The following is a 13,546-nucleotide window of genomic DNA, read 5'->3' as shown; positions in this document are numbered from 1 at the left end:
TCCGTAGTGCTGCTTGAAGAGGCGCATCCAGTGCTCGCTCCCGAGCGTGCAGCACAGAAGCGGGCCTCCCGAGTCCGCGAGCGCCACCAAGACGTCGGTGTGGAGCGGATCGACGACCTCGAGCCCGGGGCCGCCGAGCTGCGCCTTCAGCTTGAGGCGCAGCATGCCGCGCGGCCGCTTGCGAGGACGAACGTTGGCGGAGGTCACCTCGAGCGTCCCCACCTGCGGGCAGCAGTCGGGATCGTCGAGGTCCACGAGCCCGTCACCGTCGTCGTCGACGCAGTTGCCGCACGACTCGGTCGCGAGCGACGCGGTGCTCGCCGTGGACGAGTTGTTGGTGAGGTCGGGGTCGGCTTCGTTGCCGGCGACGACCGCCGTGTTGCTGAACGCACCCGTCGCGGTACGGGTGGTGTCGACGACCAGCGTCGCGCTTCCCCCAGCGGCGAGCGCGCCGAGCGTGCAGGCGAGCGTTCCCGCGGTGATCGCGCAGGTCCCCTGCGACGCCGTGAACGTCGCCGGACCGACCGCCGCCGGGAGCGTGTCCGTCACGGTGACGCCGGTCGCGTCGCCCGGTCCCTGGTTCGTGACCGCGATGGTGTAGGTGAGCGGGGACCCCACGCCCACCGGGTCGGGTGTGCCCGTCTTGCTGACGGCGAGGTCCGCAGTGGGAATCGCCGTCGTGTCGGTCATCGCGGTGTCGTTCACGGGATTCGGGTCCGGCGTCGTTCCGGCGACCGTGGCGACGTTGGTGAAGGTTCCGTTTGCGCTCGGAAGCGCGCGCGTCGTGATCGTCACCGGCACCGAGGCGCCCGGCGCGATCATGCCGAGCGTGCACGTGATCGCCGTCGTACCGGAGCAGCTCCCCTGCGCGGGCATGGCGCCGACCAGCGTCACCTCGGGCGGCAGCGTGTCGGTCAGGACGACGCCGGTCGCGGCGGCGGGACCGTTGTTGGTGACCGTCACGGTGTAGACGACGTCGGCTCCCGAGGCGACGCTCGCCGGGCCCGTCTTCGTGACCGCGAGGTCGGCCGACGGCAGGAGGCTCGTGATCGCCTGCCGAGCGAAGGGAGGAAGGCCGCCCGGGCCGTCGGGCTCGATGAGCGCCGTGTTGGTGACGCTGCCGCTGGCGCCGAGATTGACGACCACCTGGAAGCGCACCGCGGCGCTGGTGCCGACGTCGATCTGCCCTGCCGGCGCGGCCGGGCTGCTCACGAGCCCGCCCGTCGCGAATGGCATCGCCCCGGCCACGTCGGGGACGGCCGCGCCGTTGAGCGTCGTGCTCCCGGGAACGTACGTCGTGCCGGCCGGGATCGCATCGGTCAACGTCACGCCGGTTGCCGGGACCGTACCGTCGTTCGTGACGACGACGTCGTAGGTGAGCGTCTGCAGCGGCAGTGCAGCCAGCGGCGCGACCGTCTTCGTGGCGTCGATGCGCGGCACACCGGTCGTCACGACGTTGCTCGTGACGGCGCCGTTCTGTGTCGGCTGGCCGGCGCAGCTCGTGAACTGGTACGTCCAGCCCGATCCGTTCGCATATTGCGCCGTCGCCGGCGCGGCCGGGATCGCCGTCACCTGGACCTGGAAGGTCACCGTCCTGGTCGTGCCCTGCACGACGGTGCCGACGAGAACTCCCGCCGCCGGATCGGCGCCGGGCTGTACCACGCCGTCGATGCGGAAGCTGCCGGCGACGAAGGTCGTGCCGGCGGGCGGCGGGTCGGTGAAGACGAGGCCCGTCGCGTCCGCCGAGCCCGCGCTGTTGTCGAGCACGATCGTGTAGGTGAGCGTGTCGCCGACGACGGTCGCGAGCTTGTCGACCGACTTCGCGTTGAGGGCGAAGCGCGGTGCGCCGACGTCGATCGCGAGCCCGAGCGTCGAGACGACGAAGGTGTCGCCGGTCGTCGTCGCCTGTGCGAACGCCGTCGTCTGCGCGTTGGCGAGCCGCGACGAGACGTCGATCTGGGTGATGTCCCACCCCTGCCGGCCGCCGACGATGTTCGAGCCGGGGATGTGATTGCGGGTGCCGAAGGTGCCGGTGGTGACGAGCAGGCCGTCGTCGCCATTGATCTGGCTGTCGAAGAAGTTCGTGAGCGGATTGTTCGGACCCAGGACCCGGTCGGCCAGGCCGAGGGGGGCCGTCGGACCGAAGCGCATCGTGTCGCCCGTGAGGACGGAGTCGCCTTCGACGGTGCTGACGGCGAGCCGGCCGGCTACCGGCCCCGTGGGCGGCGTGCAGAAGCCGCTCGCCGCGGCCTCGGGCGCGCCGGCCGTCTCGGCGCCGACGAAGAGCGTCAGATCGCGCGTCGGCAGCGTCGGATCGCCGTAGATCACGGCGAGCGTCCAGCCGGCGGCATTCTGGCTGTTGTCGGTGTCGCCCTGGGTGCCGGGAACGCTGCCGACCGTGTAGGTGCCGCTGCCCCCGGCCTGCACGAGCGCGGTGACCTCGGCGGAGCGCACGTACATGCAGGGGAGCGTCGCGCAGGCGCCGCCCGACCCAGTGCCACGGCTCTTCGCCGTCACCGGATCGGGGCTGACGCTCGAGGCCCCGACCGGCGTCGTGAAGGTGACGGGGTCGTTCTCGAATGCGATGACGTCCTCGCCGCCATAGCTGTAGCTTCCGGCCCAGACGAGCTCGGCGTAGATCACCGTGCTGCCGGGCGGAAGCGCCAGGATCGCGCTCGCCGAGTCGAGGCGCCAGTCGTTCGTAGTCCCGAGCGGATACGTTCCGTCCTGCAGCGTCGTGTCGACGGTGACGAAGGCGCCGATCGAGTGCTCTGTCCCGGGCGCGTTCGCGTTCAGGAGCTTGGAGAGCCCGAGCGTGTTGCCGACGAAGGTGATCCCACCGGGCGCGATCAGGGTTCGCCGCGTGACCCACTGGGCGCGCGCGTCGTGGACGCCCCACGACATCAATGCGGCTCCCACGAGCACCCCTCGAGCCGCCCACTTCGCGCCCCGCCTCATCCGTCACCTCGCTCCGGGCCCGCCCCCCACAGCACGCCGACGGTGGCAGACGGATGGCAGATGAGGCGACGGAGAGCAATTCCGGCCCCGCCGGCCGGCTCACTCGAGCAGGCGCATGTGTCCCTGGTCGTTCAGCGTCTTCGCGAACGACGACTCGTAGGCGAGCTCCGGCATCTCGCGCACGAGGCGGTCCAGCACCTGCGCATCCTCGCCGACGAGCACCCGCCAGGTCTCGTTGCGGACGCCGTCGAGGATCGTCGTCGCCGCCTGGGCGGCCGACGTGGGCGCGTTGTCGCGGAACGCGACCGCCATCTGGTGCATCAGGGCGCGGAGCTGATCGTCGGTGAGGGCGTCCTGCGGCAGGCCGCGCCGTACGAGCATCGTGCGCAGGTTGCCGACGTCCTCGGCCGACGCCGCGAGCGCGTCGGCCTTCCCCAGCACCTTTCCGGAGTTGAAGATGATCGACGTGCCGATGTGCCCCGGCATGACGAGCACCGCCTTCACGTGCGGGGCGTTGAGGCGTAGGTCGGTCACCAGGGCCTCCGTGAACCCCTTCACCGCGAACTTGGCGCTACTGTACGCCGTGTGCGCGATGCTCGGGCCGAGCGATGCCCAGAAGCCGTTCACGCTGCTCGTGTTGATGATGCAGCCCTCGTCGCTGGCCACCAGCAGCGGCATGAAGGCGCGCGCGCAGTAGTACACACCGTACCAGCAGACGTTGAACGTCCGCTCCCACTCCGCGCGGTCGCCGTGGACGAACTCCCCGCCCCCGGCGATGCCGGCGTTGTTGAAGAGCAGGTTCACGTGCTTGGTCGCGTGCTCCGCCACGACGGCGTCGCGGAAGGCCAGCACCTGCCGTTCGTCGGACACGTCGCAGAGGTGCGTCGTGACGCGCGCGCCGGCGGTGGCGCCGGCCTCGGCCAGACGCTTCGTCTCGGCCATGTTCTCGGCCGACACGTCGCAGATCGCGACGTGGCAGCCTTCGGCGGCGAGCTGCCGCGTGAGCTCGCGCCCCATGCCCGTGCCGCCGCCCGTGACGACGGCAATTCTCCCCCGGAAGCTGTTCATCGTGCGTGTCACCTCTCCGGCGCGAAGCGCCCGTCTCTAGGCCGACTTCGCCTGCAGGCTCTCCGGTGCGCCGACGGCCTTCAGGCGCGGCATCACCTCGCGCGCGAACAGGCGCATGCTCCGTTCGACGTCGGCCCAGGGCATGCCGGCGTAGCTGAAGACGCCGTTGTACCACTCCAGACCCGTGACGGACCGGATGCGCATGATCTTGTCGAAGCACTGCTCGGGCGTGCCCCACACCTGGATGTCGAGGAAGAACTGGGTCGCCGCGTCCGCGCCACCCTCGACGTTGACGACGTCCTGCAGACGTCCGTACGTCTCGTAGCCCTTGGTGTGCTTCAGGTGGTCGCCGCGAAGCTCGTAGTGCTGGACGACGGTGTTCCAATAGCCGCCGATGTAGCGCACGGCCATCTCGCGGGCGCGCCCTTCGTCCTCGTCGCAGAACGTCCACGCGCCGACGATCGGCGCCGGCGCCGCACGCCCGTTCACGCGCTGGAACACGTCGCGATAGGTCGCCAGCTCCGCCGCGACGACGTCCCACGGCTTCTGCGGGATGATGAGGATGCCGACGCCGAGGCGCGCCATGATCTCGACCGACTCGGGCGACACGGCCGCGGCGTAGGTGCGATCGCGGAAGCTCTTGAACGGCCGCGGGCGGATCTCGCGGCGGACCTGCTTCACGTGCGTCCCGTCGAACTCGCAGACACCCGTCTCGAGCCCCCCGAGCAGCATCTGCGCCGACTCGATGAAGATCTCGCGGCTCTCGTTCATGTCGACGCCGAAGCCTTCGAACTCGACGCGGCCGAGGCCGCGCCCGAGGCCGAGGATCAGACGGCCGTTCGACATGTTGTCGAGCATCGACACCTGCTCGGCGACGCGCAGCGGATCGTGCCACGGCAGCACTACCACCATGGAGCCGAGCTGGACCGTCTCGGTCTTGGCCGCGAAGTAGGTGAGGTACTGGAGGACGTCCGGACACATCGTGTAGTCGGTGAAGTGGTGCTCCACGCCCCAGATCGATTGGAACCCGAGCCGTTCCGCCAGCACCCCGAGCCGCAGCTCGTTCTGATAGACCTCGAGATCGGTCCGACTCTTGTCCGTGGCCTGAAAGATCAACCCGGTTCCGACGTGCACGCGATGCCCTCCTCCCTCCAGCACTAACCCCGAGACGCGACCCATCACAACCCCGGCCGACCGGACACGACGGGCGCGATCCGACGCCGGTGCCGCGTCGCGAGGTCGGGGGCAAGGCGGAGGCGCCTGCGAAGCGGCGCGACGCAAGGTCGGGCCGTGACGATCCGTGTGTCTTCTCGCGCGGCGCAGCCGAAGCCGAAGCCTTGCCCCCGACCTCGCGGCACCGACGCCAGGACGTCGCCGCCCTACCCCGCCGTCGTGATCCCGATCAGCGGCCAGACGAACCGGGCGACGACGTTGAACGCGGCCCACGAGGAGAACGCCAGGATCGCCCCTGGGACCATCATGTCGCGGACGCTCAGGTAGCCCGACGAGTACGCGATCGCGTTCGACGGCGTCCCGATCGGCAGCGTGAAGCCGAGCCCCGCCGGCACCGAGACGACCAGCGCCATGACGCGCGGCTCGATGCCCAGCGCCTGACACATGCCGAGCGTGACCGGCATCAGGAGCGCCACGACGGCCGAGTTGCTCATGAGCTCGGTCAGCAGGATCGAGAGCGCCGAGATGATGAGGAACGCCGTCGCCGCGTTGCCCGCCCAGCGGCCGATCGTGTGCTTCGCCATCCAGACGGCGGCGCCCGACTCGCTCATGACCGTGCCGAGCACGATGGCGCCGCCATACATGAGGAGGATGCCCCAGCTCACGTACGGCTCGATCTCGCCCCAGCGCACGAGGTCCATGACGAACAGGACGACGACCGCGGCGAGCGCCACCGACGCGAGCCCCAGCTCCTCGCCGCCGATCATCCAGCCGGCGAGCGTCCCGAGCATGATCCACGCGATCGCCTTCTCCTTGTAGCTCATGCGGCCGAGCGCGAGCTGCTTCTCGGCGATGAGCTCGTCGGCTTCGCGGATGCTCTTCACGTCGATCGGGAAGAACGTGACGATGACGACCCACCCGACCACCAGCAGGATCGCGACGATCGGCAGGTTGGCGAAGGCCCATTGCGCGAAGCTGTAGGTCTGGCCCGACGCCTCGCGCGCCATGCCGAGGGCGAGCGGGGCGCGCGCGCCGCCGAGCAGCGTCGCCACGCCGCCGATCGTCGTCCCCCAGGCCATCGAGAGCAGCAAGGCCTTGGCGTAGTTGCTGCGGCCCTTCTGCAGGCGGAGGACGCCGACGATCTCCATGATGATCGGGAAGTTCATGGCCGCGACGGCGTGCTCGGACATGAAGAACGACATGAACGCGTTCAGGAGGTAGATGTTCATCAGGAGCGCCCGCGGGCTGTGCCCGAAGCGGTGCAGGATGCCGAGCGCGAGGCGCGCCGAGAGGCGCGACTTCATGAGGCAGGCGGCGAGGATGAACACGCCCAGGATGAAGAACACGGCCTCGTTGCCGAACAGGCCGTACACCTTGCTCGCCGGCAGGACGCCGCTCGTGGGCAGCAGGACCAGGGCCAGCAGGCTCGTCACCATGAGCGGCAGGACGCTCGTCACCCACAGGATGAGGCAGACGACGAACGCCGCGACGGCCTTCAGGCCCCCGACCGTCAGGCCCTCGGGGGGCGAACGCGTCACGATCAGCCAGTAGAGGAGCGCCGTCCCGACCAAGATGCCGGGCCGCACGGCGCGCTCGAGGAGGATCACGCGCAGCGGGCGCGTGTCGACGACGATCGCCGACTTCGCCGACGTCTCCTGCGGAACGCTCATTGCGCGCGGGTCTTATCAGACCCGCCCCGGCCCTCGCACGCGGACCCCTGTCGATTCGGGCCCTTCCCGTTCGTCCTATGATCGAGCCAAAGGAGGGGACCATGAACTTCATGATCATGTACGTCTGCGACGAGATGGCCATGGCGCGCATGTCGCCCGCCGAGCTCGACCGCATCGTGGCCGAGAAGACGAAGGTTCATCAGGAGCTGGTCGGCCTGGGCAAGGACATCATGGGCGTCCGCCTGTGGCCGTCCGCCACCGCGACCCGCGTCAGCCTCGAGCGGGGCGCGATCGCGACGGTCGACGGGCCGTTCACCGAAACGCGCGAGGTGCTCGGCGGCTTCAACCTCGTGCGCTGCGCGTCGAAGGCCGAAGCGATCGAGTGGGCGAAGAAGTCCCTGGTCTTCGAGTCGGCCGTGACGGAGGTCCGTCCCGTCTGGGAGCGGTGCCTGTGCCACGGCTCGTTCACCTGCTCGTCCCAGGTCTGAGCCCGCGGCTCGACGGCGCCTGCCCTCGTGATGCAGGATGCCGCCATGGCCGACGTCCGCACGTATCACGACGGAGAACCCTTCCCCGGCCGCGTCGGCATGACGCTCGCCGAGTCCGAGCCCGCATGGCCCGTGCCGCAACGCGCCCGCGACGGCGCGCCGAACGTCCTGCTCATGGTGCTCGACGACGTGGGCTTCGCGCAGCTCGGCTGCTTCGGCTCGGACATCCCGACGCCCGTCTTCGACCGGCTGGCGGCCGACGGCCTGCGCTACCGGAACTTCCACACGACGGCGATGTGCTCGCCGACACGTGCGTGCCTCATGACGGCGCGCAATCCGCACACCTGCGCGATGGGCGGCATCACCGATCTCGCCATGGGCTTCCCGGGCTACAACGGCCGCATCCCGAAGTCGTGCGGGTTCGTTCCCGAGGTCCTCCGGCAGAGCGGCTGGGCGACCCTCGCGGTCGGCAAGTGGCACCTCGCGCCCGCCGACGAGACGCACGTCGCAGCGCCACGCGACCGCTGGCCGCTCGCGCAGGGGTTCGAGCGCTACTACGGCTTCCTCGGCGGCGAGACGAACCAGTTCTTTCCCGAGCTCGTGGTCGACAACACGCCGATCACCTTCGAGCCGCCGCCGGGCTACCACCTCACCGAGGATCTCGTCTCCCGCGCGGTCGGGATGGTGACGGACCTCCGCTCCGCCGATCCGGGCAAGCCCTTCTTCCTCTACCTCGCGCTCGGCGCCTGCCACGCGCCCCACCAGGCGCCGCGCGAGTGGCTCGACCGCCAGCGCGGGCAGTTCGACGACGGATGGGACGCGTGGCGCGAGCGAACGCACGCGCGCCAGATGGAGCTCGGCATCATCCCACCGGGCACGCGCCTCAGCCCGCGTCCCGGGTGGGTACCCGAGTGGTCGGCGCTCCCCGAGGCCGAGCGCCGTGTGTACGCGCGCATGATGGAGGTCTACGCGGGCTACCTCTCGCACACCGACCACCACGTGGGCCGGCTGCTCGACTTCCTCGCGCAGGCGGGCGAGCTCGATCGCACCCTCGTCGTGCTGCTCTCCGACAACGGCGCCAGCGCCGAGGGTGGACCGCACGGCACGTTCAACGAGAACTTCGTGTTCAACGGCCTCCCGCACGACGTCGAGCGCACGCTGGCGCTCCTGCCGGAGCTCGGCGGGCCGCACACGTACGGCCACTATCCGTGGGGGTGGGCGCTCGCCGGCAACACGCCCTTCAAGCGCTGGAAGCGCGAGACGCACGAGGGCGGCATCGGTGACCCGCTCATCGTGCGCTGGCCGGCGATCGTCGACCGCGGCGCCATCCGCCATCAGTACGTGCACGCGATCGACGTGGCGGCGACGATCCTCGATCTGGCGGAGGTGGCGATGCCGGAGATGCTCAACGGCGTCGCGCAGGAGCCCGTCGCCGGCCGCAGCTTCGCGGCGTCGCTCACCGACCCGGCCGCGCCCGAGCATCGCGAGACCCAATACTACGAGCAGTTCGCGTGTCGCGCGCTCTACCACCGGGGATGGAAGGCCGTCGCGTTCCACTCCCTCTTCCCCTACCAGGACGGCGACAATCCGTACGCCGATCACTCCGAGGATCGCTGGGAGCTCTACCACGTCGCCGAGGACCCGTCGGAGTGCAACGACCTGGCTGCCGAGCACCCCGAGAAGCTCCGTGAGCTGCAGGACTTGTGGCTCCGCGAGGCCGAGCGATACGGCGCGCTGCCGCTGCAGGCCGTGCGCCTCTTCGCGCAGGATCGCCCGCCGCCCGTTCCGCCGAGCGATCGGCTCGTGCTGCGTGCCGGCGCGCTCGCGTTGCCCGAGGAGCTGGCGCCCAAGCTGAAGCTCCGGCCGCACCGGATCGTCGCGCGGATCGAGGTGCCTGCCGCCGGCGCCGAGGGCGTGCTCCTCGCCCAGGGTGGCCGCTTCGGCGGCTTCTCGCTGTACGTGAAGGATGGCCGCGCGCACTACGCGTACAACTTCGTCGGGCTCGAGCGCACGACCGTGTCGAGCCGGCCGCTCGGGCCGGGTCGCCACGTGGTTGGCGTGCAGATGACCCCCCAGCGCGGGCTCGCGATGAACGCCGAGCTGGTCGTCGATGGCGAGGTGGTGGCGGAGCAGATCGTGAAGCGCACGGCGCCGTTTCGCTTCGCGCTCGCCGGCGAGGGCATGTGCTGCGGCTACGACGACGGCACGCCGGTGACCGAAGCCTACGCCTCACCGTTTCGCTTCACCGGCACGCTCCACGACGTCACCGTCGACGTGTCGGGCACGCCGATCGTCGACCTGGTGACCGAGATCCGGCGAGCCTGGACCGTGCAGTAGTTTGGTTTCGCCCCGAGACTTCGTCTCGGGGCGAGGGCGTAGGTGGGGCGTCGGTGGTACGCGCGGGCGGGGTGCGGCGGCCGGCAAAGCCGGCGCCGCAACGCTGGTACGCACGGGTGCAGGAAGCCGACGCGAGAGTGTGGCGTCCGGGCACGCGCCACGAACGCGACACACTCTCGCGTCCTACCCCGAGCCAAGACGTAGTCTTGGCTCGGCCTCCTAGAGGCTCTGTGAGAGAGTCTTGAGGTCGGCGGCGATCGGGGCGGCGGCGTCCAGCAAGGGCTGGCGCGTTTCGGTGGGGATGGACTTGCGGGCGCTGCGGGAGCTCAGGCGGTGTACGAAGCTCGTGACGGCGCGGGCGGCCTTCTTCAGCTTCTTCTTGGCGGGCTTCGCCTTGCCGGCGGACGAGAGGCTTTGCGCGTCGGTGGTCTTGTCGCGCCCCGACTGGGCGCTCTGGAGGAGCTTCGCCTGCTGCTTGCCGAGGGCGGCGGTGCCCTGGACGTCGGCGATGAGCTCGTCGAGACGGCACAGGATCGACGCGAAGGTCGCGGCGGAGAGGCCGCAGCCGGCGGGTAGCGTCGTCGTGGTGGTCGTGGTGGTGACGTCGGCGCAGACGGCGATCGCACCCTGCTCCACCGCGCCCATGTCGCAGCGACCGCCGGCGGGCCGGCCGAAGCAGCGCTGGTCGACGGTCTCGCACGCGTCGGCGTCCTGCCCGGGATTCTCGGGATTGCCGGCGTTCTCCGCCGGGCTGGCCGCGCCGAGCGCGTGCGTGAGCGTGAGGCCGCCGTTGTCGGCGAGCGGCCCGAGGAACGCGTCCTGCCCCGTCACGTCGCCCGTTCCGGTCGCGATCGCGCAGCCGGCGGTGCTCTCGAACAGCGTGTAGCCCCCCGACACGATCGTGCTCCCCACGGTGGTGAAGCAGTCGGGGCCCGCGTCGGCGACGTTGTCGCCGATGATCGAGTTCTGCACGTGGAAGGTCGGGCCGGACACGAAGATCCCGCCGCCGCGCCGGTTCGCCGGAGCGGCCGGCAGGTTGTTCCCCGCGATCGTCACGTTGCGCAGCGTCCACGACCCGGCGCCCTCGGCCGCGACGCCGCCGCCGTCGACGCGCGCGGCACCCGCCATGAGGACCCGGTTGCCGCTCACGGTGCTGTTGACGAGCGTGATCGTGCCGCCCCCCGTCGAATACATGCCGCCCCCGAGGGCGTTCCCCGTACTCGGCGCGGTCGACGTCGCGCTGTTGCCGCTCACCGTCGATCGCGTGATGGTCCAATTGCCGTCCTCGTTCGCAATGCCGCCCCCGAGCGCGTTGCCGGTCGGCGGCGCGAGCGCCTGGTTCCCGGCGACCGTCGAGTCGGTCATCGCGATCTCCCCGAACGTCGTCGCGATCGCGCCGCCCACGCCGCCGCCAGAAGCGCCGAGCCCCGCGGCGACGTTGTCCACGATGTGGGAGCGCTCGATCGTGAGCGTACGCCCGAACGGGTTCGCGATCGCCCCACCCTTGTTGGCGTGGTTCTGGCTGAGCGTGCTGTTCCGGATGGTCAGCGGCGCGTCCATGTAGACGGCACCGCCCTGGCCGAGCTGCGCGGCGTCGTCGCAGCGATTGTCGGTGAACGTGCTGTCCTCGATCGTGAGCCCGAGCCCGACGCTGAGCGCTCCCGCCCCGGCGGCGCCGCTCGAAAGACGCCCGCCGCGAATGGTGACGTTCCGGAGCGTCACGTCCCCGAACGGCCCGGCGATGCGCAGGATGCGCATGTCGCCGACGAAGCTCGTGGCGCGCTCGATCGTCGCGCCGTTGCCGACGATCGTGATCGGCGTCGTGATGCTCGGGAGCGCCTGGTTGCCCTCGACGGCCGTCGTGATGCTGTACGTCGACCCGGCCGCGAGCGTGATGGTGTCCGCCTCGGGCGTGGCGGCGGCGACCGTCAGCGCCTTCTGGAGCGACGCCGCGTCGCCGGGCCCGATGTTGAAGTCGGCCGCGGGGCCGGAGCGCGCCGCGAAGACGAGGAGGACGAGGCCGATCGCCGTACGCATGGCCCTTCGTGCGCACGGCGCCGCCGAGCGTGTCAACCGGTCTGGCGGCGCTTCGCGAGGAACTCGCGTCCCTTTCCGACGGTCGTGTTCACCGGCACGCCGTCGCGGCAGAGCGGGCACGCGGCCGCGTCCCACGCCTCGAGCTCGACGTCGAGGAGCGCGGCGAGCGCGGGCACGCCCACGTCCGCGGCGGTGACGCGCCCGCGGTTCACGAGAGCCGCGACGCCGGCGACGTCGCCGCCCGCGGCGCGCACCGCCGCGACCGCGTCCTTCACCGAGCCGCCGGTATTGAGGATGTCCTCGACGACCAGCACGCGCCGTCCGGCGACCAGCGCATCGTAGCCACGTCGCAGGGCCATGCCGCCCGCGTCCGCCTTCTCGGCGTAGACCGCCGGGATGCCCAGGTGATGTCCGGTCCACTGGGCGAGGATGATGCCGCCCATCGCCGGCCCGCACACGATCTCGGGGCGCAGCGGCGCGGCGGCGTCGGCGAGGAAGCGACAGAGCTCGGCGACGCGCGCGGTGTCGGGGTAGACGGCGTCCTTGTTCACGTAGGCACTGCCGTGCCTGCCCGAGGTGTAGACGATGTGGCTGCCGGTGATGATCGCCCGCGCGCCCTCGAGGATCGCACGCACGCGCTCGGCGGTCGCGCTCACTTCTTCGCCCCGCCGGCGAGCTGCGAGCGGAGGTAGGCGTCGATGAACGGGTCGAGGTCGCCGTCGAGCACGCCGTCGGCGTTGCCGACCTCGGTGTTGGTCCGGTGGTCCTTCACCATCCGGTAGGGGTGCAGGACGTACGAGCGGATCTGGTGGCCGAAGCCGATGTCGGACTTGTTGCCCGCGAGCTGCTCCATCTTCTCCTGCTGCTTGCGCTGCTCCATCTCGTAGAGGCGCGCCTTCAGGATCTTCATCGCCATCGCCTTGTTCTTGTGCTGCGAGCGCTCGTTCTGGCAGGCGACCACGATGCCCGACGGCAGGTGCGTCAGGCGCACCGCCGAGTCGGTCTTGTTCACGTGTTGCCCGCCGGCCCCCGACGACCGGTACGTGTCGATGCGGAGGTCCTCGTCCCGCACCTCGATCTCGATCTCGTCCTCGATGTCGGGGACCACGAGCACGGACGCGAACGACGTCTGGCGGCGCGCGTTGGCGTCGAACGGCGAGATGCGCACCAGGCGATGGACGCCGCTCTCGGCCTTGGCGTAGCCGAAGGCGTACGGGCCCGCGACGGTGAACGTGGCGCTCTTGATGCCCGCGCCCTCGCCGGGCTGATGCTCGAGCAGCTCGGTCTTGAAGCCACGCCGCTCGCACCAGCGCAGATACATCCGCAGCAACATCTCGGCCCAGTCCTGCGCCTCGAGCCCGCCGGCGCCGGGATGGATCTCGACGATCGCGTTGCCGGCATCGTGCTCGCCGCCCAGGAGCTGCTGCAGCTCGAGCTGATCGAGCGTGCTCGTGACGGCGCCGACCTTCGCCTGCAGCTCGGCCAGCGCCTCGGCGTCGCCCTCCTCGGCGAGCTCGAGGAATATCTGCGCCTCGTCGACCCCTTCCCGCTGCGCCTTCCACCCGTTGATGGTCGCGCCGACGCGGGCGTTCTCGCGCGTCACCTCCTGCGCGCGCTTGGGATCGTTCCAGAGATCCGGACGCGCCGCCTGCTCGGTCAGCTCCTCGGCGCGCTTCTGCAAGCCCGGGAGGTCAAAGATGCCTCCCGAGCTCGGCGACGCGCGCGTCGAGCCCCCGCACCCGCTCGCGCAGCTCGGCCAGCAACGTCGCGGGATCGGCCACCTTCGTCGGCTCCATGACCCGCGGAATCTAGCCG

The 13,546-nt window shown here is 70.6% G+C and carries 9 protein-coding genes; 2 read left to right on the top strand and 7 right to left on the bottom strand.

Features of this window, described 5'->3' with window-relative positions:
• The 4 genes from VMS22_14980 to VMS22_14965 form a co-directional block, all read right to left on the bottom strand.
• On the bottom strand, positions 1 to 2,958 hold a 2,958-nt coding region (locus VMS22_14980; GenBank protein HXJ35335.1), incomplete at its 3' end, for a hypothetical protein.
• A gap of 99 nt (positions 2,959 to 3,057) precedes the next feature.
• Positions 3,058 to 4,026 carry an SDR family NAD(P)-dependent oxidoreductase gene (locus tag VMS22_14975; protein HXJ35334.1) on the bottom strand — a complete coding sequence of 323 codons (969 nt, stop codon included), beginning with the start codon at positions 4,024 to 4,026 and terminating at the stop codon, positions 3,058 to 3,060.
• Positions 4,027 to 4,062: 36 nt separating this feature from the next.
• Positions 4,063 to 5,160, bottom strand: a complete 1,098-nt coding sequence (locus tag VMS22_14970) for an LLM class flavin-dependent oxidoreductase (GenBank protein HXJ35333.1) — start codon at positions 5,158 to 5,160, stop codon at positions 4,063 to 4,065.
• A 245-nt stretch (positions 5,161 to 5,405) separates the two neighbouring features.
• Complete coding sequence (locus tag VMS22_14965) at positions 5,406 to 6,869, bottom strand: DASS family sodium-coupled anion symporter (GenBank protein ID HXJ35332.1); 1,464 nt, start codon at positions 6,867 to 6,869, stop codon at positions 5,406 to 5,408.
• A gap of 101 nt (positions 6,870 to 6,970) precedes the next feature.
• Between VMS22_14965 and VMS22_14960 the strand changes: the two genes are divergently transcribed.
• A complete protein-coding gene (locus tag VMS22_14960; protein ID HXJ35331.1) occupies positions 6,971 to 7,357 on the top strand; it encodes a YciI family protein in 387 nt (128 codons plus the stop codon).
• Positions 7,358 to 7,402: 45 nt separating this feature from the next.
• On the top strand, positions 7,403 to 9,694 hold the full coding sequence (locus tag VMS22_14955) for an arylsulfatase (GenBank protein ID HXJ35330.1): 2,292 nt from the start codon (positions 7,403 to 7,405) through the stop codon (positions 9,692 to 9,694).
• A gap of 219 nt (positions 9,695 to 9,913) precedes the next feature.
• On the opposite strand, the gene VMS22_14950 is transcribed toward VMS22_14955, so the two are convergent.
• The 3 genes from VMS22_14950 to prfB form a co-directional block, all read right to left on the bottom strand.
• A complete protein-coding gene (locus tag VMS22_14950; GenBank protein HXJ35329.1) occupies positions 9,914 to 11,731 on the bottom strand; it encodes a choice-of-anchor Q domain-containing protein in 1,818 nt (605 codons plus the stop codon).
• A 32-nt stretch (positions 11,732 to 11,763) separates the two neighbouring features.
• On the bottom strand, positions 11,764 to 12,387 hold the full coding sequence (locus VMS22_14945) for a phosphoribosyltransferase family protein (protein ID HXJ35328.1): 624 nt from the start codon (positions 12,385 to 12,387) through the stop codon (positions 11,764 to 11,766).
• A protein-coding gene (gene prfB, locus VMS22_14940) for a peptide chain release factor 2 (protein ID HXJ35327.1) occupies positions 12,384 to 13,494 on the bottom strand; the annotation gives its coding sequence in 2 pieces (ribosomal slippage) (positions 12,384 to 13,424 and positions 13,426 to 13,494; 1,110 coding nt in all). Before prfB ends, VMS22_14945 begins: the two co-directional genes overlap by 4 nt.
• Positions 13,495 to 13,546 lie beyond the last annotated feature (52 nt).

The organism is Candidatus Eisenbacteria bacterium (assembly GCA_035577985.1).
Lineage (GTDB): Bacteria > Desulfobacterota > Binatia > DP-6 > DP-6 > DATJZY01.
The sequence above is the reverse complement of the archived record's forward strand: the minus strand, read 5'-3'. Positions and strand labels throughout refer to the sequence as shown.

What these genes read in the sequence shown, in the direction of transcription:
- VMS22_14975 (HXJ35334.1), bottom strand. Translation starts at nt 4,026, where the DNA reads ATGAACAGCTTCCGGGGGAGAATTGCCGTCGTCACGGGCGGCGGCACG.
- VMS22_14965 (HXJ35332.1), bottom strand. Translation starts at nt 6,869, where the DNA reads ATGAGCGTTCCGCAGGAGACGTCGGCGAAGTCGGCGATCGTCGTCGAC.
- VMS22_14960 (HXJ35331.1), top strand. Translation starts at nt 6,971, where the DNA reads ATGAACTTCATGATCATGTACGTCTGCGACGAGATGGCCATGGCGCGC.
- VMS22_14955 (HXJ35330.1), top strand. Translation starts at nt 7,403, where the DNA reads ATGGCCGACGTCCGCACGTATCACGACGGAGAACCCTTCCCCGGCCGC.
- VMS22_14950 (HXJ35329.1), bottom strand. Translation starts at nt 11,731, where the DNA reads ATGCGTACGGCGATCGGCCTCGTCCTCCTCGTCTTCGCGGCGCGCTCC.